We start from the raw sequence: 18,748 nt of genomic DNA, 5'->3' as shown, positions 1-18,748 counted from the left end.
CCGGAGCACGAGGTCGAGGGGTATGCGGACGGGCGAGACTGGTGCGGGGCCGCGGACACGGGGGGCCTCAACGGGGGTTGGCTTACGGGGGCTCCTTGCCGGGCGGCAAGCAAGTACTCGTAGGATGAGTCCCCAGTCCAACTTACCTGCCGACCGGCAAGGGAGTGCCCGCAGGCGTTCTCGACCGGTCCTGCCGTCGCCCGGCGTCCCGTCCCCAAGGGCTGCGGTGAACCATGCCCAGGAGGCATCACGAGCATGTTCCACCGACTAGGACAATTCGTCGTCCGCCGCGCCTGGTGGGTGATCGCGGCGTGGGTCGTCGCGATGATCGCCGTCGTCGCGAGCGCGCCCGCGGTCACCTCGCAGACGGACGAGTCCGCGTTCCTGCCCAAGCACTACGAGTCCATCCAGGCGGCGCAGCTCCAGGAACAGGCGTTCCCGTCGAGCTTCACCCCCGCCGCCCTGCTGCTCTTCGAGCGCAACGACGGCCAGAAGCTCACCGCCGAGGACCAGACCTCGATGGAGAAGGTCGTCAAGGGCCTCTCCGACGAGAACATCCCGGCCGTCCAGCAGATCCTGCCGGTCTCCGACAAGTCGAAGTCCGCGGACGGCAAGTACGCGCTGTCCATGGTCGCCATCGACAAGTCCAAGATGCAGGACAAGGAGTACACCGACGCGGCCAAGAAGCTGCGCGAGGACGGCTCCAAGCTCGCCGACGGCACCGGCCTGAAGTTCCGGGTCGGCGGCCAGGCGGCCAGCAGCCTCGACCAGCAGGACGCCTCCGGCGCCACCGACATGATCGTCATGCTCGGCAGCCTGCTGCTCGTCATCCTGATCGTCGGCGTCATCTTCCGGAGCATCCTGGCCGGCATCCTGCCGGTGCTGCTCTCGCTGGTCATCGCGATGCCGGTGGCCAACGGCCTGATCGCCGACGCGATCAAGATTTTCGACCTCAAGTCCTCCCCGATGACCTCGGCGATCCTGATCATCGTCGTGCTCGGCGTCGGCACGGACTACTTCCTGTTCCTCGCCTTCCGCTACCGCGAGCGGCTGCGCACCGGCGAGGACCGCAAGACCGCCGTGGCCAACGCCGTCGGCCGGGTCGGCGAGGCGATCGCCTCCGCCGCCGGTGCCGTCGCCGTCGCCTTCGCGGTGCTGATCCTCTCCAGCCTCGGCATGTTCACCGCGCTCGGCCCGGCGCTCGCCATCGCCGTCATCGCGACCGCGCTGGTCTCGCTGACCCTGGCCCCGGCCGTGCTCACCGTCATCCCGTCCAAGGCCGTGTTCTGGCCGGGCAAGAAGTGGATGCAGGAGCCCAAGAACGCCCGCTTCGCCGCGCTCGGCCGGATGACCGGCAAGAAGCCCGGCCTGGTCGCCCTGGTCTCCGGCGGCGTCCTCGTGGTGCTGGCCCTGGCCGGCCTCAACTACAACGGCACCTACGACCTCGCCGGCAGCTCCATGCCGAAGACCAAGGAGTCGATGGTCGTCCAGGACAAGCTGATGACGGCCTTCTCGGCCGGCGCGGCCGACCCGAGCCACGTCTACCTGGCCACCACCAACGGCGCCAAGCTCTCCGACGCCGCCCTGAAGGACTTCGCCGGCAAGCTCGGCGCGGTCGAGGGCGTGGCCGGCGTCGTGACGCCGAGCACGGAGAACAAGGCCATCAGCGCCGACGGCACCACGGGTGACTTCACCGTGCTGCTCAAGGACGCCCCGGCCTCCAACAAGGCGATCGCCACCATCGAGAAGGTCCGCGACGCGGCCCACGCGGCCGCCCCGGCCGACTCGAAGGCGCTGGTCGGCGGCATCACCTCGGTGTACAAGGACATCAACACCGCGATGGTGCACGACTACACGCTGGTCTTCCCGATCGCGGCCCTGCTCATCATGATCATCCTGGGTCTGCAGCTGCGCAGCATCGTGGCCCCGTGGTACCTGATGGCCTCGGTCGGCCTCGGCTTCGGCGGCACCCTCGGCGCCACCACCCTGGTGTTCCAGAACATCAAGGGCGAGACCGGTCTGATGTTCATGCTGCCGATCTTCATCTACCTGTTCGTGGTGGCGATCGGCACCGACTACAACATCCTGATCATCGCCCGCCTCCGCGAGGAGGCCCGCGAGGGCCGCAGCCCGCGCGAGGCGGCCCGCGAGGCCGTCAAGCACGGCGGCCCGACGGTGGCGGCGGCCGGCTTCATCCTGGCGGCCTCGTTCGCGACCTTCATGTTCGCGGGCAACGTCCTGTTCATGGAGCTCGGCTTCTCGCTGGCCTTCGGCATCGTGCTGGCGGCCTTCGTGATGGCGATGTTCTTCACCCCCGCGCTCACCGCGCTGCTGGGCCACCGTGCCTGGTGGCCCGGCCACGGGGACGGCGGCGGCCACGGCGGCGGCGCCGTGCCGCTCCAGGGTGCGCACGGCGTGCCGGAGCCGGCCGGCAGGCGCTGAGTCGACCCCCGTGGTCCGCTCGTCCGGCCGGGTGGTCCGACGCACTGGTCCGACCCGGTGATGCGGATCACCGGGTCGGACCGCTCGGGCCCGGCCCACCGGACCGACCTGGTGCTCCACAGGCGGCGTCCCGCTTCGGCGGGGCGCCGTTTGCCCGTTTCCCGGGGCCCGCAAACGTGATCTCCAGAGCACAAAATCCCCCGGTCAATCGGGGTGTCTCCGTGCTACAGTCGAATCAGTTGCAGTTTTGGTTCCCATGAACGCGTGTGTGCGCCTGCTGGTCCCAACCAACAGGCGCATTTGTTTTGTCCGGTGTTTCAGTCTCCGGATGGGGATCGCGGCTACTTAGGGGTTCACGCGGTGTGGATCCCTGATGCCCCAGTTTTAGAGGAGACGGTTATGGCTACCGGCACCGTGAAGTGGTTCAACAGCGAGAAGGGCTTCGGCTTCATCGAGCAGGCCGAGGGCGGCCCGGACGTGTTCGCCCACTACTCGAACATCGTTGCTCAGGGCTTCCGTGAGCTCGTCGAGGGCCAGCAGGTCGAGTTCGACGTGACCCAGGGCCAGAAGGGCCCGCAGGCCGAGAACATCCGCGTCATCTGAGTCCAGCCCCCGAGCTGACTCGCGATCTCGCGTAGTGGGGGCCCGCACCGCTCGGTGCGGGCCCTCGCGCATGCCGCCTCACGGCGGTACAAGCCGCCATACGGCCGGGGCGGCGATCTCCCACCGACGGCCGACCAGCCCGTACCCCGGGCTGCCGCCGACCGACCGACGGAGAACCCGTGACCACCCCTGCCCGCACGCCGCGCGACCGCGGTACCCGCGCCGACGACGCCCGCACCGAGGGCGCCCCGCGCTCCCGCAAGCCGCGCGGCCGCACCGGGGCCGGCCCCGCCGCCGGATCCCGCAACGCCGGATCCCGCGCCCCCAAGACCTCCCGCGCCACCGCCGCCGCGCCCGCCGACTTCACCGTCGTCCAGGGCACCCCGTCGCGGCCCCCGGCGGCCACCTTCGCCGAGCTCGACCTGCCCAAGGCGATCCTGTCCGCGCTCGGCCGCGAGGGCGTCACCGAGCCGTTCCCGATCCAGGGCGCCACGCTGCCCGACTCGATCGCCGGCCGCGACGTGCTCGGCCGCGGTCGCACCGGCTCCGGCAAGACCCTCGCCTTCGGCCTGCCGCTGCTCGCCCGCACCGCGGGGCGCCGCGCCGACGCCCGGCACCCGCTCGCACTCGTGCTGGTGCCCACCCGCGAGCTCGCCCAGCAGGTCACCGACGCGCTCACCCCCTACGCCACCGCCGTCAACCTGCGGATCACCACCGTCGTCGGCGGCATGTCGATCGGCCGTCAGGCCAACGCCGTGCGCCGCGGCACCGAGGTCCTCGTGGCCACTCCCGGCCGGCTCGACGACCTGATCGGGCGCGGCGACGTCGTCCTGTCCGACGTCGCGATCACCGTCCTCGACGAGGCCGACCAGATGGCCGACATGGGCTTCCTGCCGCAGGTCACCAAGCTGCTGGAGCAGGTCGCCGAGGGCGGGCAGCGGATGCTGTTCTCCGCCACCCTGGACCGCAACGTCGACCGCCTGGTCAAGCGGTTCCTCTCCGACCCGGTCACCCACTCGGTGGACCCCTCGGCCGGCGCGGTCAGCACCATGGACCACCACGTCCTGCAGCTCGACCCGGCCGACAAGGCGTCCACCACCGCGCACATCGCCTCCCGCGACGGCCGCCTGATCATGTTCGTGCACACCAAGCACGGCGCCGACCGGCTCGCCAAGCAGCTGCTCGCCAACGGCGTCAAGGCCGCCGCGCTGCACGGCGGCAAGTCCCAGCCGCAGCGCAACCGCGTCCTCGACCAGTTCCGCGACGGCCACGTCACGGCGCTGATCGCCACCAACGTCGCCGCCCGCGGCATCCACATCGACGGCCTCGACATGGTCGTCAACGTCGACCCGCCGGTCGACCACAAGGACTACCTGCACCGCGGCGGGCGCACCGCCCGGGCCGGCGAGTCCGGCACGGTCGTCACCCTCGTCCTGCCCGAGCAGCGCCGCGAGGTCAACCGGCTGATGACGGTCGCCGGCATCCGCCCGACCGTCACCAAGGTCCGCCCCGGCGACGCCGACCTCGCCAAGATCACCGGTGCCCGCACCCCGAGCGGCGTCGCCGTCACCGTCGCCGTCCCGGCGCCCGCCGCCGAGGCCGCCGACGCCAAGCCCAAGGCCGACGGCAAGGCCGGCGCCCCGCGCCGCCGCCCCGGCAAGCGTTCCGGGCTGCCCGCCGACGTCGACATGAACGGCAACCCGCGCCGCCCCCGCCCCAAGCAGCGCATGGGCGCCGCCGCCCAGGGCGACCGCCCCCAGGCGGCCGGCTTCATCGGCCGCTCCGCCGGCCGCGCCAAGCCCGGCAGCGGCGCCAAGTCCGGCTCCAACTACGGGACGGGCCGCCAGCGCCGCAAGTTCGACTGACGCACGCACACACGCGAGGGCGCTCCCCGGGACTCCCGGGGGCGCCCTTCGCCGTGCGCGCCGCCGGCAGGACCGCTCAGGCCGTGGCGGCGACCGGCGCGAGCAGCCGCAGCCGCCCGTCCGTCTCCGCGTCCCGCGGCGACAGCACCACCAACTGCAGCCCGTCCGACACCTGCAGCACGTGCTGGTCGATCCGCAGCACCCCCAACTCCTCGTGCCGCAGCGACTTCTCGGTCCCGCCGCGCTCCTCCACCCGGTGCTCGTCCAGCCAGCGCTCCGCCTCCGGGTACGACTCCCGCACCTGCACGATCAGCCGTCCCAGCCGCCGCCCCGCCGCCGTCGCGTCACCGCCCCGCTCCGCGTACGCCGACCGCAACTGCGCCAGGAAGCGCCGCGCTTGGACCTCCCAGTCCACCACCCGCGCCCGGTGCACGGCGTTCCCGAACACCACCCACGCCAGGTTGCACCGCTCCGGCCGCCCCGCCGACAGCGCGAACAGCGCCTCCGCCCCCGGATTCCACGCCCGCACGTCCCAGTTGACGTCCATCAGGAACGCCGGCGCCGGCCACTGCGCGTGCATCAGCCGCAGCAGCGCCGCCGGCACCTCGGCCGGCACCTCCACCTCGCCGTCCAGCGCACGGGCACCCGCCAGCCGGAACAGGTACGCCGTCTCCGCCCGGTCCAACCGCAGCGTCCGCGCCAGGCTCCCCAGCACCTCCGGCGACGGATTGATCGCCCGCCCCTGCTCCAGCCACGTGTACCACGTCACCCCCACCCCGGCCAGCAGCGCCAGTTCCTCCCGCCGCAACCCCGGCGTCCGCCGCCGCACCCCCGGCGCCAACCCGACGTCCCCCGGCGCCAGCCGGGCCCGACGGCTGCGCAGGAAGTCCCCCAGCGCCACCCGGCGCTCCTCCACCCCACCCATGTCCCCCGCCCTCCCTGGTAGTCGCGCTACCAGTATCACCACGCACTGCTGCGCCCCTGCGATCCGCGTGATCCTTGATCACGTCAACGGATCGCACGTCCAAGGGAATTCCGATGAACCGTCTGAACCGCCTGAACGCTCTGAACCGTCGTCAAGGCCTCGCCGTACGCCGCGCCCTCGTCGCGGCCGCCGCCTCCGCCGTCCTGCTCGCTACCGCGGGCGCGGCGCCCGCGGCCGCCGGCACCGCCTGTGCGCCGGCCGTCATCACCGGGCACGCGGACTCGCTCGTCCCCGAGAGCGTCGTCTGGGACCGCGACCACCACCGCTTCCTGGTCGGCTCGCTGCGGCACGGCACCGTCTCCGAGGTACGGACCGACGGCTCCGTCCGCACCCTCGTCGACGACCCCGGCACCCTGCTGGAGGTCGCCGGGCTGCGCGTGGACGCCGCCCGCGGCCGTGTCCTGGTCACCAACCTCGACAACGGCGTCGGCGAACACAGCAGCAGCGCCACCACCGGCAAGACCGCCGGCGTCGGCGCCTACGACCTGGAGACCGGCCGCCGCCTCTTCTACGTCGACCTCGCCGCCGTCGCCGGCGACGGCGGCCCCCACCTGGCCAACGACATCGCCATCGGGCCCGACGGCACCGCCTACGTCACCGACTCCTTCGCCCCCGTCGTCTACCGCGTCGGCCCCGACGGCAGCGCCTCCGTCCTCGTCCGCGACGACCGCTTCACTCCGCAGCCCGGCGCCTACGGCCTCAACGGCATCGTCTACCGCGGCGGGCGGCTCGTCGTCGGCAAGTGGGACGACGGCACGCTGTGGCAGGTGCCGCTGCACGACCCGGCGGCGGTGCGGCGGATCGAGGTCACCGGCGGGGACGCCACGTCGCTGCTCCACCTCGACGGCCTGATCGCCCGCCCGGACGGCGGCATCGCCGGCGTCACCAACGCGTTCTTCGGCACCGGCCGCGACGCCGAGGTCGAACTGCGCTCCGACGACCACTGGGCCACCGCCCGCCTGGTCACCGTCCGCCCCTCCGCCGACCCCACCCCCACCGCCGTCACCCCCGGCCCCGCCGGCCGGCTCTACCAGCTCTCCGGCGGCCTGGCCGAAGCCCTCGGCGGCCACCCGACGGACACCTTCACCCTGCGCCGCCTCTGAGCGGCCCCGATCGGCCGGGGCGCCCGGTTCCACCCCGGGGCGCCGTCGGTCGGGGAGGAGACGGAACGCGGAGACGTGCCGAGGCCGGACGACGCTGAAGTGCCGCCGGTCACGTGTCGCGACCTCACGGGATCACAGGTCGACTCCGCGCAGCTCGCGTCGAACGATCTGCTCGGCCTCGGCGCCGAGATCGGGGTTCGCGCTGACTCCCGTTCCCGTGAAGCTCAGACGGTGCCGCGGTGGGGTCTCGTCCTTGCCGACCAGACGGAGCGCGTGTCGGCGGAGCTCCTCGGCCTGGTGCGCGTCCATCTCGTCGACGAGGCGGTGGAGCTCGGGGTAGTGCTCGTGGGCGACGCTCATGGCCGCACGGTACTGCGCCTCGGGGGATCAGGCGGTGAGGGCCGGAGCTGCCTGGCCGGCCAGCCGGGCCTCGTCGTAGCGCTCCAGGAGGAGGGCGGCCAGTTCGGGGGCCGCGCCCAGGACTTCGGCGGTCAGGTCGGCTTCGGTGGCCGCTTCCCCGATGCGGTCGGGGAGGCGGCCGGGGGCCAGGAGGTAGGGGGACACGGCGGTGCGGGGGGCGCCGGCGGCGTGCAGGGCGGCCAGGGCCTCGGGGACGCGCGGGCCCGTACCGGCCGCGTAGGCGACCTCGACGCCGGCCCAGCCGCGGGTGCGGCGCCACTCGGCGGCCACCGCCCGGGTGGCCGTGTCGGCCGCCGGGTCGGAGGAGCCGGCGGCCGCGAGCACCACGCCCGTGCGGGCCCGCACGGCCGCCGACGCGACGTCCAGGCCCGCCCCGGCCAGGCGCCGGTCGAGCGCGGCCAGCAGCAGCGGCGACGGCCCGAGGACGTCCGCCACCGCCAGCCCCGCCCCCGCCGAGCGCAGCGCCGCCGGGATGTCGTGCTTGGCGTGGAACGCCCGGTTCAGCAGCAGCGGCACCGCCACCGCCGCCCCCAGCCGCCCGACCACCTGCGGGATCCGCGGCGCGCAGTGGTCCAGGTACGCCGTCGCCACGTCGAGCCCGGGGCGCTGCGCCCGGACCCGCTCGACGAGCGCGGCCACCGTCGCGGCGTGCCGCGGGTCGCGGCTGCCGTGGGCGATGAGGAGGAGGGCGGTCATGCGGTGCGTCCCTACTTCGCGGCGGCCAGCAGGCCGCGGTTGCGCAGCACCCGGCGCTCGACCGGGGTGAACACGAGCAGTTCGATGGCGATGCCGACGAACAGGATCAGCAGGATGCCGAGCAGCACGCCGGACATGTCGGAGAACTCGCGCTGGTTCTCCAGGTACCGCCCGAGCCCGAGGCCGAGGTCGGGGGAGGAGGCGACGAGCTCGGCGGCCATCAGCGAGCGCCAGGAGAACGCCCAGCCCTGCTTGAGCCCGGCCAGGTACCCGGGCAGCGCGGCGGGCAGGAGGACGTGCCGGGCGCCGGCGAGCCCGGTGGCGCCGATGGTGCGCCCGGCGCGCAGGAACAGCGGCGGCACCTGGTCGATGCCGGCGACGAGCCCGTTGGCGATGGAGGGCACGGCGCCGAGCAGGATCACCGCGTACATCATCGAGTCGTTGATGCCGAGCCAGATCACCGCGGCCGGCACCCACGCGACCGACGGCAGCGACTGCAGGCCCTGGAGCACCGGGCCGATCGCGGTGCGCACCGGCTTGACGCGGGCGACGACCAGGCCGACCGGGGTGCCGATGACGACGGCGAGCAGGAAGCCGGACAGGCCGCGCCACACGCTCGTCCAGATGATCGAGAACAGCGTGCCCTGGTACCAGAGGTCCTGCGCGGAGTGCCACACGTCCAGCGGGCTGGGCAGCTTGTAGGACGAGGTGAGGTGCAGGCTGTACGCGCCCTGCCACAGCGCGAGCACCACGACGACGCCGAGCAGCGGCGGCAGCGCCTTGTGCCGCAGCACCTCGCCGAGCGAGCTGCGCTGGGCGGAGACGGCGTCGAGGGCGTCGAGGCCGGCGCCGACGTCGGCGGTGTCGGTCGGGGCCTGCTCCCGGAGGGGGGCGGTGTCAGTGCTGGCCATGGCGACGGATCTCCCCACGCAGTTCTTCGGTGATCTCGATGGACAGGTCGGCGACGCCGGCGGACTCGATGCGCCGCGGCTGCGGCAGGTCGATGTGCCACTCGCGGGCGATGCGGCCGGGGCGGGAGGAGAGCAGGACCACGCGCTGGGCGAGGCGGACGGCCTCGCGCACGTTGTGGGTGACGAACAGGACGGACAGCTGCCGCTCGGCCCAGATCCGGGTGATCTCGTCGTGCAGCACGTCGCGGGTGATGGCGTCGAGCGCGGCGAACGGCTCGTCCATCAGCAGCACCTTGCTGCCCTGGGCGAGGGCGCGGGCCATCGCGACGCGCTGGCGCATGCCGCCGGACAGCTCGTGCACGCGCTTGCCGTAGGAGCCGCGCAGGCGCACGAGTTCGAGGAGGCGCTCGGCCTCGGCGCGCCGCTCGGGGCGGGGGACGCCGGCGAGCTTGAGCGCGAGTTCGATGTTGCGCCCGGCGGTGAGCCACGGGAACAGCGCGTGCTCCTGGAACATCAGGGCGGGCCGGGCGCCGGGCACCTCGATGCTGCCGCGGCTGGGCTTGTCGAGGCCGGCGACGAGGTTCAGCAGGGTGGACTTGCCGCAGCCCGAGGCGCCGAGCAGCGTGACGAACTCGCCGGGCGCCACGTCGAGGGTGATGTCGTCCAGGACGTGGGTCCGCGCGCCGGCGCGGCCGAAGGACTTGTGCACGTGCGAGATCCGGACGGCGGGCGCGGGCGCGCCGCCGGCGGTGCCGGGGGCGTCCGCCGAGGTGGTCAGTGCCGAGGTCATCCGGGCACCTCCTGCGTGAGTGGTCTGGCGTGTGGCTGGGGCGTGGGCTGGAGCCGGGGTCCGGCCCCGCCCGTCCGGTGGGCATCGATCGGGGATCGACCGGGCGGGCGGGGGCCGGACCGCGGAACTGGGGGCGGCGCTACTTGGTGCCGAGTCCGGCGTCCGCCACGGGGGCCCGGCCGGTGGCCGTGAGCACCTTGTTCAGCGGGCCGAGGTCGTAGATCCCGTTCAGGCCGGGCTTCTTGAGGAGCCCGGCGGTCACGGCGTGGTCGGCCTCGGCCTGCAGGGTGCCGGCCAGCGGGTCGTCCAGGAAGTCGATGTCCGCCCAGGCCGGGTCGAGGACGGCCGGCTCCAGCGCGCTGCCGGACTCCTTCCTGATGGCCTCGTTGGCGTCGGCCTTGGCCTTGTCCGGGTTGGCCTTGATGAAGGCGTTGGTGTTCACCGAGCCGCGCAGCACGGCTTCCACCACGTCCGGGTGCTCCTTGAGGAACTTCTGCGAGACGATGATGTTGGTGATCACGAACTTCTTGTCCGGCCAGAGGTCCTTCTCGTTGAGCAGGACCTTCGCGCCGAGGGTGACCAGCTTGGAGGCGGTGGGCTCGGGCACCCAGGCGCCGTCGATGGAGCCCTGCTTGTAGGCGTCGGGGGTGACCTTGTTGTCGGTGCGCACCACCGAGACGTCGCCGGCGCCGGAGCTCGGGTCGACCTTGTAGCCCTTGCCCGCCAGGTAGTTGAGCAGCGCCACGTCCTGGGTGTTGCCCAGCTGCGGGGTGGCGATCTTCTTGCCCTTGAGGTCGTCGAGGGAGGGGATCTTGTCCGGGTTGACGACCAGCTTGACCCCGCCGGAGGCCGAACCGCCGATGACCTTCAGCGACTTGCCGTCGGACTTGGTGTAGCCGTTGATCGCGGGGGACGGGCCGATCCAGCCGATGTCGATGGAGCCGGCGTTGAGCGCCTCGATCTCGGCCGGGCCCGCGTTGAAGACCTGGGTCCTGATCTGGGTGGCGCCGAGCTCCTTCTGGAACAGGCCCTCCTGGAGGCCGACCAGGGCGGTGCCGTGGGTCAGGTTGGCGAAGTAGCCGATCTTGACCGTGTCGGCGGAGAGCTTGCCTCCGGCGGCCGAAGTCCCGGAGGCGGCAGCGGTGTCGGCGCCGGCGGGCGTGCCCTCGGCCTTGGAGCCGTAGCCGCAGGCCGACAGCAGGGCCACGGCGCTCAGGCCGGCGACCGCGGCCGCGGCGGCGCGTCTGATCCGGGCGGCGTTGGGGCGTGTCAGGGTATGCAGGAACGTCAGGTGCTGGGCCATGGTGGGGTCCTTGTGTGAACGGACCGTCAGGAGACGGTCTCGGTGGACGTGGCGGCCGCCTTCCGGGGCGGCCGAGGAACGCGCGTCAGCGCCGGCGGCCCGCACATCGGGTCAGTCCGCCCTGGCCGCTGCCGAGGACGCCGCTGCCGATGCGGCCGCCTTCCTTGTCCATGCCCGAGAACGCCTCGCTGGGCATCAGACCCAGTCCTCCTCTGCGGTGGCGTCCACCGCGTCGGTGCGTACGGTGTCGAAGGCCTCGCCCGCCATGCCGGCGGTGAGGGTGGTGCCGTCGGCCGGGTCGATCAGGAGGAACGATCCGGTGCGGCGGTTGTCGGAGTAGGTGTCGAGCGCGAGCGGCTCGGCGGTGCGCAGCACCACGTGGCCGATGTCGTTGACGTCGAGCCCGTCGGCGCCGGAGCGCTGCTCGAGCGTGTCGATGTCGATCCGGTAGGAGATCTCCTTGACGAGCGCGCGGACGGTGCGGGTGGTGTGCTTGAGCAGCACCTTGTCCCCGGCGCGCAGCGGGCGCTCGTTGAGGTGGCTGACGGTCGCCTCGATGTCCTTGGTGGGGACGGGGGCCGGGCCGGCCGCGATGAGGTCGCCGCGGGAGACGTCGATGTCGTGGGCGAGGCGGACGGTGACGGACTGGGGGGCCCAGGCGATGTCGGTCTCCTCGCCGAGCGCGTCGATGCCGGCGACGGTGGTGGTGTGGCCGGAGGGCAGCACGGTGACGGCGTCGCCGACGCGCAGCACGCCGGAGGCCAGCTGGCCGGCGTAGCCGCGGTAGTCGGGGTGGGCCTCGGTCTGCGGGCGGATGACGTACTGGACGGGGAAGCGGGCGGGCTCGGCGCTCGGGTCGCTGCCGACCGGGACGGTCTCCAGGTGCTCCAGCAGGGTCGGGCCGCCGTACCAGTCCATGTGGGCGGAGGGCTCGACGACGTTGTCGCCGGCGAGGGCCGAGATCGGCACGGCGAGGACGTCCTTGACGCCGAGGGAGGCGGCGTAGGCGGTGAACTCGGCGGCGATGGCGGCGAAGACGGGCTCGGCGTAGCCGACGAGGTCCATCTTGTTGACGGCGAGCACGACGTGCGGCACGCGCAGCAGGGCGGCGACGGCGGCGTGCCGGCGGGTCTGCTCGACGACGCCGTTGCGGGCGTCGACGAGGACGACGGCGAGTTCGGCGGTGGAGGCGCCGGTGACCATGTTCCGCGTGTACTGCACGTGGCCCGGGGTGTCGGCGAGGATGAACCGGCGCCGGGGCGTGGCGAAGTAGCGGTAGGCGACGTCGATGGTGATGCCCTGCTCGCGCTCGGCGCGCAGGCCGTCGGTGAGCAGCGCGAGGTCGGGCGCGGCCTGCCCGCGGCCCAGGGAGACGCGCTCGACGGCCTCCAGCTGGTCGGCGAGCACGGACTTGGAGTCGTGCAGGAGGCGGCCGACGAGGGTGGACTTGCCGTCGTCGACGGACCCGGCGGTGGCGAAGCGCAGCAGGGAGGTGGCGGTGGTCTCGATGGTCGTGCTCATTAGAAGTACCCCTCGCGCTTGCGGTCTTCCATCGCGGCCTCGGACAGCTTGTCGTCGGCCCGCGTCGCGCCGCGCTCGGTGAGCCGGCTGGCGGCGATCTCGGTGATCACGGCCTGGATGGTGGTGGCGTCGGAGTCGACGGCGCCGGTGCAGGACATGTCGCCGACGGTGCGGTAGCGGATCAGCCGCCGCTGGACGGGCTCGTCCTCGCGGGGCCCGCCCCACTCGCCGGCGGTGAGCCACATGCCGCCGCGGGCGAACACCTCGCGCTCGTGGGCGTAGTAGATCTCCGGCAGGTCGATGCCCTCGCGCTCGATGTACTGCCACACGTCGAGCTCGGTCCAGTTGGAGAGCGGGAAGACCCGCACGTGCTCGCCGACGGCGTGGCGGCCGTTGTAGAGCGACCACAGCTCGGGGCGCTGGCGGCGCGGGTCCCAGGCGCCGAACTCGTCGCGCAGGGAGAAGACGCGCTCCTTGGCGCGGGCCTTCTCCTCGTCCCGGCGGCCGCCGCCGAACACCGCGTCGAAACGGTTCTTCTCGATCGCGTCGAGCAGCGGGACGGTCTGCAGCGGGTTGCGGGTGCCGTCGGGGCGCTCGCGCAGGACGCCGCGGTCGATGAAGTCCTGGACGTGGGCGACGTGCAGGCGCAGGTCGTGCTCGGCGACGACGCGGTCGCGGTAGGCGATGACCTCGGGGAAGTTGTGCCCGGTGTCGACGTGGAGCAGCGAGAAGGGCACCGCGGCGGGCCGGAAGGCCTTGAGCGCCAGGTGCAGCATGACGATGGAGTCCTTGCCGCCGGAGAAGAGGATCACCGGGCGTTCGAACTCCCCCGCGACCTCGCGGAAGATGTGCACCGACTCGGCCTCCAGCGCGTCCAGGTGGGACAGCGCGAAGGGGGTGTCGTCGGCCTGCACCTCGTACTGGGTCGCGGTGGTCATGCGAGGCCCCTCTCGGTCAGGAAGGCGTGCAGTTCGGCGGCGGACTCGGTGACCGTGCGGCCCTGCGTCCGCAGGCGCAGCTCGGGGTGCTCCGGCGCCTCGTACGGGTCGTCGACGCCGGTGAGGCCGGAGATCTCGCCGGCGGCCTGCTTGGCGTACAGGCCCTTGACGTCGCGTTCGGCGCACAGCTCGACCGGAGTGGCGACGTGGATCTCCAGGAACTCGGTGCCGGCGGCGGCGTGGCGTTCGCGGACGGCGGCGCGCGAGTCGGCGAACGGGGCGATCACCGGGGCGAGCACCTTGACGCCGTTGGCGGCGAGCTTCTCGGCGACGAAGCCGATCCGGGTGACGTTGGTGTGCCGGTCCTCGCGGGAGAAGCCGAGGCCCTTGGAGAGGAACTCGCGGATCTCGTCGCCGTCCAGGACCTCCACCCGGTGGCCCTCGGCGCGCAGCCGTCCGGCCAGGGCGACGGCGAGGGTGGTCTTGCCCGCGCTCGGCAGCCCGGTCAGCCACACGGTGGCGCCGCGCTCGCAGGGGGCGGCCGCGCGGGCCGCCTCTGCGGCTCCGCCTGCGGCCAGTGTGTCGGCTGTCGTCACGGTGGAAGTCCTCCGGCTCGGTTGGGGCTGTTCGGGTCGGGACGGTTCGGGCCCGGTGGTTCGGGTCCGGTGGTTCAGAGGTGGATGCCGCACTCGGTCTTGCCGGAGCCGGACCAGCGGCCGGCCCGGGCGTCCTCGCCCTCGGCGGGCTTGCGGGTGCAGGACAGCGGCGAGCAGCCGATCGAGGTGTAGCCCTCCCACAGCAGCGGGTTGAGCAGCACCCCGTTGGCGGCGACGTAGGCGTCCACGTCGTCCTGCGTCCAGCGGGCGATCGGGGCGAGCTTGACCTTGCGGCGCTTGGGGTCCCACGACACCACCGGGGTGTCGGCCCGGGTCGGCGACTCGTCGCGGCGCAGGCCCGTCGCCCACGCGTCGTACGCGCCGAGGCCGCGGCCCAGCGGCTCGACCTTGCGCAGCGAGCAGCAGAGGTCCGGGTCGCGGTCGTGCAGGTGCGGCCCGTGCTCGGCGTCCTGCTCGGCGACGGTCTTCAGCGGGGTGAGCGTGATGACGTTGACCGGCATCGTCGCGGCGACCGCGTCCCGGGTGCCGATGGTCTCCGCGAAGTGGTAGCCGGTGTCCAGGAACACCACGTCCACGCCGGGGAACACCGAGGAGGCGAGGTGGGCGACGACCGCGTCCTCCATGGAGGAGGTGACGCAGAACCGCTTGCCGAAGGTGTCGGCGGCCCAGCGCAGGATCTCCTGCGGGGTCGCCTCCTCCAGGTCGCGGCCGGCGGCCGTCGCGATCGCCTCGTAGTCAGTCGTTGCGCTGGTCATCGGACGGACCCCCGTTGGTCGCGGACAGCAGGCCGAGGAACTTCAACTGGAAGGCCCGGCGGCAGCCGTGGCATTCCCAGGCGCCGTGCCCGGCCTCGGACGGGCGCAGGTCCTCGTCGCCGCAGTACGGGCAGAAGAAAGGTGCGGCCCGCTCGCTCATCGCCCACCTCGCTTCGCTCGGCGTCCGCTTCGCGAGACACGCCCCTGCTCGTCGGTTCGCCCGCTTCGCCCGTTCACGACAGCTGCTCCTCGGTGGCCCGGGCCGCCCACTGGGCGAAGCGCTCGCCCTCGGCGCGGTCGGCCTGGTAGCGGGTCAGGAGCCGCTCGACGTAGTCGGGCAGGCCCGCGCTGGTGACCTTGAGGCCGCGGACCTTGCGGCCGAACCCGGCCTCCAGGCCCAGCGCGCCGCCCAGGTGCACCTGGTAGCCCTCGACCTGGTCGCCGTGCTCGTCGGTGACCAGCTGGCCCTTGAGGCCGATGTCGGCGACCTGGATGCGGGCGCAGGCGTTCGGGCAGCCGTTGATGTTGATGGTCAGCGGCTCGGCGAACTCCGGCAGGCGCTCCTCGAGTTCGTCGATCAGGGTGCGCCCGCGCTCCTTGGTCTCGACGATGGCGAGCTTGCAGTACTCGATGCCGGTGCAGGCCATCGTGCCGCGGCGGAAGGGCGAAGGCGTGACGCGCAGGTCGAGCGCCTCCAGGCCGGCCACCAGCGACTCGACCCGGTCCTCGGCGATGTCGAGGATCAGCATCTTCTGCTCGGCGGTGGTGCGCACCCGGTCGCTGCCGTGGGCCTCGGCGAGGTCGGCGATCTGGCCGAGCAGCTTGCCGTCCACCCGGCCGACGCGCGGGGCGAAGCCGACGTAGAAGCGGCCGTCCTTCTGCCTGTGGACGCCGACGTGGTCGCGCCAGCGGCCGACCGGCTCGGCGGGCGCGGGGCCGTCGATCAGCGCGCGCCGGAGGTACTCGTCCTCCAGCACCCGGCGGAACTTCTCCGCGCCCCAGTCGGCGACGAGGAACTTCAGGCGGGCGCGGTTGCGCAGGCGGCGGTAGCCGTAGTCGCGGAAGATGCCGATGACGCCGCCGAAGACGTCGGCCACGTCCTCCAGCGGGACCCAGGCGCCCAGGCGCACGCCGAGGCGCGGATTGGTGGACAGGCCGCCGCCGACCCACAGGTCGAAGCCGGGACCGTGCTCGGGGTGGACGACGCCGACGAAGGCGACGTCGTTGATCTCGTGCGCGACGTCGAGCAGCGGGGAGCCGGAGACGGCGGACTTGAACTTGCGCGGCAGGTTGGAGAAGTCCGGGTTGCCGATGAAGCGGCGGTGGATCTCCTCGATGGCGGGGGTGCCGTCGATGATCTCGTTCTCGGCGACGCCGGCCACCGGGGAGCCGAGGATGACGCGCGGGGTGTCGCCGCAGGCCTCGGTGGTGGACAGGCCGACGGCCTCCAGCTTCCGCCAGATCGCCGGGACGTCCTCGATCCGGATCCAGTGGTACTGGACGTTCTGGCGGTCGGTCAGGTCGGCGGTGTTGCGGCCGTACTGCTCGGACACCTCGGCGATCGCGCGCAGCTGGGCGACGGTCAGCCGGCCGCCGTCGACGCGCACGCGGAGCATGAAGTACTCGGCGTCCAGCTCGTGCGGTTCCAGGATCGCGGTCTTGCCGCCGTCGATGCCCTCCTTGCGCTGGGTGTACAGGCCCCACCAGCGCATCCGGCCGCGCAGGTCGGCGGGGTCGATCGAGTCGAAGCCGCGGTGCGCGTAGATCGTCTCAATGCGTGTCCGCACATTGAGACCGTCGTCGTCCTTCTTGAACTGCTCGTTGGCGTTCAGCGGGGTGTGGTGGCCCATGCCCCACTGGCCCTCACCGCGGTGGCGGGTCACCTTGCGGGCCGCCGCGGGGCGGCGCGCGGCGGCGCTGTCGGCCGCGGGCTCGACGGTCTCGGGAGAGGTGGCCATGGTGAAGTCCTTCGGGGCAGCTGGCTCTGACGCCGGGTGGGTCGCTGGGCGTGCTCGACCGGGCGTGCTCCTGTGACCTGCTGTTTCTCAGGACCGTGAGGGCAGTGACCGGGCCGGGCGGGCGCCGTGCGCATCCGCATCTGCGGGGATGGCGGGGTGGGTGGCGCCGGGGTGCGGTGGTGGCAGCGGGGTGGGGCTCAGGTCACCGGACAGATGGCGCTGGACACGCGAAGGAGATCGACGTGGAGTCGACCAACCAAGGTGGTTCCGGCGCTAGGCATGGCAAGAGATTCGCACGGAGCGCGACTCGCGGTCCACTAACGTCCGCATGATGGACGCTAAGGTTTCGCCATGCGGGACGCCGTCGCATTCCCGCCGCTCGCCCCGCCGCTCACGCCGCCGCCCGCCCGGAATCCGGCGGCCGCACGCCGGAGGCCCCGCTGAGATCAACCGGTCGCGCCCGGCCCGATACCGTTAGCCCTGTGCAAGAAGCAGGCGATACGAGCAGACCGCACCCCGAGCGGCCCTCCCGGCGCCGGGGCAAGGGCTCCCGGCGCGCGGCCAAACAGGCCACCTGGCGCCGCACGGCGTGGGAACTGGTCCGGGACACCACCAACACCTGCGTCGAGTACCGGGTCACCGGCCTCGCCGCCGAGGCGGCGTTCTTCACCCTGCTGTCGATCCCGCCGCTGCTCCTCGGCCTCGCCGCGACCCTCGGCTACCTCGACGAGTTCCTCGGCGCCGGCACCATCGACCGCCTCAAGCACGACATCGTCTCGGCCTCCGGGACGGTCCTCTCGGACTCCTCCATCAACGAGGTCGTCGTGCCGCTTCTCAACCAGGTGTTCGACCACACCCGGCCCGACCTCATCTCGATCGGCTTCCTGCTCTCCCTGTGGTCCGGCTCCAGGGCCCTCTACATCTTCATCGACACCATCACCGTCATGTACGGGCTCGACGGCAAGCGAGGCATCGTCAAGACCCGCCTGATGTCCCTCGGCCTCTACCTCGGCGCCCTCGCTACCGGCTCCCTCGTGCTGCCGCTGCTCATGGCCGGACCGGGCCTCGTCGAGAACGCCGTCCCGGGGATCGCCGGGCTCGTCGGCGCCGCCTACTGGCCGGTCGCCATCGTCCTGCTGATCGTCTCCCTCACGACGCTCTACCACCTCGCCGTGCCCGTCTCCACGCCCTGGCGCGAGGACATCCCCGGCGCGCTCGTCGCCCTCGTCGTCCTCGTCTTCTGCAGCGTCGCGCTGCGCCTGTACCTCGTCAGCTCCGTCGAGGGCCCCTCCGTCTACGGCTCGCTGGCCGCGCCCGTCGCCGTCCTGCTGTGGATCTTCGTCGTGGCGCTCGCCGTCCTCATCGGCGCCGCCATGAACGCCGCGATCGACCGGCGCTGGCCGACCCTGGAGACCGCCGACGCCCGCGCCGAGAACGAGCGCGCCCACGAGGCCGCCGCCGCGGCCATGGTCCGCGAGGTCGCCGCCCGCCGCGCCGCCGAACGCGCCCGCCGGGCCCGCGAACTCGGCCTCGCCGAGGGCACCGAGGAGGACTGGGGCGAGGACGAGGGCGACGACGTCGACGCGCCCTCCGAGTACCCCGAGCGCTGGGCCGACGTCCTCGCCGCCGACAACGTGCGCGGCCGCCTCACCGCCCGCGGCGGCCCCCACCACCGGCACACCCCGCCGCCACCCGACAGCGACCGGCCCACCGCCCCGCCCCCGGAGTACCCGCCTCCGGAGTACCCGCCTCCCGGCTACCCGCCGCGGCCGCCGTGGGACCAGCGCCGGTAGGAACGCGACAGGGCCTCCCCGCGGGTGCGGGGGAGGCCCTGTGCCGGT

General features: G+C 72.9%; 18 protein-coding genes. 5 read left to right on the top strand and 13 right to left on the bottom strand.

Going from position 1 to position 18,748, the window contains the following annotated elements; genetic code table 11:
• Positions 1-255 precede the first annotated feature (255 nt).
• The 3 genes from PUR71_RS19090 (at position 256) to PUR71_RS19080 (ending at position 4,910) form a co-directional block, all read left to right on the top strand.
• Complete coding sequence (locus PUR71_RS19090) at positions 256-2,442, top strand: MMPL family transporter (RefSeq protein WP_329928243.1); 2,187 nt, start codon at positions 256-258, stop codon at positions 2,440-2,442.
• A 399-nt stretch (positions 2,443-2,841) separates the two neighbouring features.
• Complete coding sequence (locus PUR71_RS19085) at positions 2,842-3,045, top strand: cold-shock protein (RefSeq protein WP_218202470.1); 204 nt, start codon at positions 2,842-2,844, stop codon at positions 3,043-3,045.
• A 179-nt stretch (positions 3,046-3,224) separates the two neighbouring features.
• Positions 3,225-4,910: a DEAD/DEAH box helicase gene (locus PUR71_RS19080; protein ID WP_329928242.1), complete on the top strand. Its 1,686-nt coding sequence runs from the start codon at positions 3,225-3,227 to the stop codon at positions 4,908-4,910.
• Between the two features lie 76 nt (positions 4,911-4,986).
• Here PUR71_RS19080 and PUR71_RS19075 read toward each other — a convergent pair whose 3' ends face one another.
• Positions 4,987-5,835 (bottom strand): helix-turn-helix transcriptional regulator, encoded by an 849-nt coding sequence (locus PUR71_RS19075; protein WP_329928241.1) that lies wholly within the window; start codon positions 5,833-5,835, stop codon positions 4,987-4,989.
• A gap of 113 nt (positions 5,836-5,948) precedes the next feature.
• Here PUR71_RS19075 and PUR71_RS19070 point away from each other — a divergent pair, with 113 nt between their 5' ends.
• A complete protein-coding gene (locus PUR71_RS19070; protein WP_329928240.1) occupies positions 5,949-6,998 on the top strand; it encodes a hypothetical protein in 1,050 nt (349 codons plus the stop codon).
• A 132-nt stretch (positions 6,999-7,130) separates the two neighbouring features.
• Here the strand turns inward: PUR71_RS19070 and PUR71_RS19065 are convergent, their stop codons facing one another.
• The 12 genes from PUR71_RS19065 to PUR71_RS19010 form a co-directional block, all read right to left on the bottom strand.
• Positions 7,131-7,358: a hypothetical protein gene (locus PUR71_RS19065; protein ID WP_329928239.1), complete on the bottom strand. Its 228-nt coding sequence runs from the start codon at positions 7,356-7,358 to the stop codon at positions 7,131-7,133.
• A 27-nt stretch (positions 7,359-7,385) separates the two neighbouring features.
• A complete protein-coding gene (locus tag PUR71_RS19060; RefSeq protein WP_329928238.1) occupies positions 7,386-8,114 on the bottom strand; it encodes a sirohydrochlorin chelatase in 729 nt (242 codons plus the stop codon).
• Between the two features lie 11 nt (positions 8,115-8,125).
• Positions 8,126-9,025 carry an ABC transporter permease gene (locus PUR71_RS19055; RefSeq protein ID WP_329928237.1) on the bottom strand — a complete coding sequence of 300 codons (900 nt, stop codon included), beginning with the start codon at positions 9,023-9,025 and terminating at the stop codon, positions 8,126-8,128.
• On the bottom strand, positions 9,012-9,815 hold the full coding sequence (locus PUR71_RS19050) for an ABC transporter ATP-binding protein (protein WP_329928236.1): 804 nt from the start codon (positions 9,813-9,815) through the stop codon (positions 9,012-9,014). The genes PUR71_RS19055 and PUR71_RS19050 overlap by 14 nt, the downstream gene beginning before the upstream one ends.
• A 139-nt stretch (positions 9,816-9,954) precedes the next feature.
• Positions 9,955-11,118 (bottom strand): aliphatic sulfonate ABC transporter substrate-binding protein, encoded by a 1,164-nt coding sequence (locus tag PUR71_RS19045; protein ID WP_329928235.1) that lies wholly within the window; start codon positions 11,116-11,118, stop codon positions 9,955-9,957.
• Positions 11,119-11,313: 195 nt separating this feature from the next.
• Positions 11,314-12,639: a sulfate adenylyltransferase subunit 1 gene (locus PUR71_RS19040; RefSeq protein WP_329928234.1), complete on the bottom strand. Its 1,326-nt coding sequence runs from the start codon at positions 12,637-12,639 to the stop codon at positions 11,314-11,316.
• Positions 12,639-13,577, bottom strand: coding sequence for a sulfate adenylyltransferase subunit CysD (gene cysD / locus PUR71_RS19035; RefSeq protein WP_329928233.1), 939 nt, complete (start codon positions 13,575-13,577; stop codon positions 12,639-12,641). Before cysD ends, PUR71_RS19040 begins: the two co-directional genes overlap by 1 nt.
• The gene (cysC, locus tag PUR71_RS19030; RefSeq protein ID WP_329928442.1) at positions 13,574-14,155 is read right to left on the bottom strand and encodes an adenylyl-sulfate kinase; all 582 of its coding nucleotides are present in this window, start codon (positions 14,153-14,155) and stop codon (positions 13,574-13,576) included. Before cysC ends, cysD begins: the two co-directional genes overlap by 4 nt.
• A gap of 92 nt (positions 14,156-14,247) precedes the next feature.
• Positions 14,248-14,949, bottom strand: a complete 702-nt coding sequence (locus tag PUR71_RS19025) for a phosphoadenylyl-sulfate reductase (RefSeq protein WP_329928232.1) — start codon at positions 14,947-14,949, stop codon at positions 14,248-14,250.
• Entirely contained in the window at positions 14,930-15,109 is a 180-nt protein-coding gene (locus tag PUR71_RS19020; RefSeq protein ID WP_329928231.1) for a hypothetical protein, read from the bottom strand. The genes PUR71_RS19025 and PUR71_RS19020 overlap by 20 nt, the downstream gene beginning before the upstream one ends.
• A gap of 73 nt (positions 15,110-15,182) precedes the next feature.
• Positions 15,183-16,907, bottom strand: coding sequence for a nitrite/sulfite reductase (locus tag PUR71_RS19015; protein WP_329928230.1), 1,725 nt, complete (start codon positions 16,905-16,907; stop codon positions 15,183-15,185).
• 197 nt (positions 16,908-17,104) lie between these two features.
• Complete coding sequence (locus tag PUR71_RS19010; protein ID WP_310593185.1) at positions 17,105-17,188, bottom strand: putative leader peptide; 84 nt, start codon at positions 17,186-17,188, stop codon at positions 17,105-17,107.
• A gap of 201 nt (positions 17,189-17,389) precedes the next feature.
• Here PUR71_RS19010 and PUR71_RS19005 point away from each other — a divergent pair, with 201 nt between their 5' ends.
• Positions 17,390-18,700 carry a YihY/virulence factor BrkB family protein gene (locus PUR71_RS19005; RefSeq protein WP_329928229.1) on the top strand — a complete coding sequence of 437 codons (1,311 nt, stop codon included), beginning with the start codon at positions 17,390-17,392 and terminating at the stop codon, positions 18,698-18,700.
• Positions 18,701-18,748: the final 48 nt, after the last annotated feature.

Origin of the sequence: Streptomyces sp. SP17BM10 (genome assembly GCF_036322405.1) — a bacterium.
Taxonomy (GTDB): domain Bacteria; phylum Actinomycetota; class Actinomycetes; order Streptomycetales; family Streptomycetaceae; genus Kitasatospora.
The sequence above is the reverse complement of the archived record's forward strand: the minus strand, read 5'-3'. Positions and strand labels throughout refer to the sequence as shown.

What these genes read in the sequence shown, in the direction of transcription:
- PUR71_RS19085 (WP_218202470.1), top strand. Translation starts at nt 2,842, where the DNA reads ATGGCTACCGGCACCGTGAAGTGGTTCAACAGCGAGAAGGGCTTCGGC.
- PUR71_RS19055 (WP_329928237.1), bottom strand. Translation starts at nt 9,025, where the DNA reads ATGGCCAGCACTGACACCGCCCCCCTCCGGGAGCAGGCCCCGACCGAC.
- PUR71_RS19010 (WP_310593185.1), bottom strand. Translation starts at nt 17,188, where the DNA reads ATGCCTAGCGCCGGAACCACCTTGGTTGGTCGACTCCACGTCGATCTC.
- PUR71_RS19045 (WP_329928235.1), bottom strand. Translation starts at nt 11,118, where the DNA reads ATGGCCCAGCACCTGACGTTCCTGCATACCCTGACACGCCCCAACGCC.
- PUR71_RS19090 (WP_329928243.1), top strand. Translation starts at nt 256, where the DNA reads ATGTTCCACCGACTAGGACAATTCGTCGTCCGCCGCGCCTGGTGGGTG.
- PUR71_RS19015 (WP_329928230.1), bottom strand. Translation starts at nt 16,907, where the DNA reads ATGGCCACCTCTCCCGAGACCGTCGAGCCCGCGGCCGACAGCGCCGCC.
- PUR71_RS19070 (WP_329928240.1), top strand. Translation starts at nt 5,949, where the DNA reads ATGAACCGTCTGAACCGCCTGAACGCTCTGAACCGTCGTCAAGGCCTC.
- PUR71_RS19025 (WP_329928232.1), bottom strand. Translation starts at nt 14,949, where the DNA reads ATGACCAGCGCAACGACTGACTACGAGGCGATCGCGACGGCCGCCGGC.
- PUR71_RS19050 (WP_329928236.1), bottom strand. Translation starts at nt 9,815, where the DNA reads ATGACCTCGGCACTGACCACCTCGGCGGACGCCCCCGGCACCGCCGGC.
- PUR71_RS19065 (WP_329928239.1), bottom strand. Translation starts at nt 7,358, where the DNA reads ATGAGCGTCGCCCACGAGCACTACCCCGAGCTCCACCGCCTCGTCGAC.
- PUR71_RS19040 (WP_329928234.1), bottom strand. Translation starts at nt 12,639, where the DNA reads ATGAGCACGACCATCGAGACCACCGCCACCTCCCTGCTGCGCTTCGCC.
- PUR71_RS19075 (WP_329928241.1), bottom strand. Translation starts at nt 5,835, where the DNA reads ATGGGTGGGGTGGAGGAGCGCCGGGTGGCGCTGGGGGACTTCCTGCGC.
- PUR71_RS19020 (WP_329928231.1), bottom strand. Translation starts at nt 15,109, where the DNA reads ATGAGCGAGCGGGCCGCACCTTTCTTCTGCCCGTACTGCGGCGACGAG.
- PUR71_RS19060 (WP_329928238.1), bottom strand. Translation starts at nt 8,114, where the DNA reads ATGACCGCCCTCCTCCTCATCGCCCACGGCAGCCGCGACCCGCGGCAC.
- cysD (WP_329928233.1), bottom strand. Translation starts at nt 13,577, where the DNA reads ATGACCACCGCGACCCAGTACGAGGTGCAGGCCGACGACACCCCCTTC.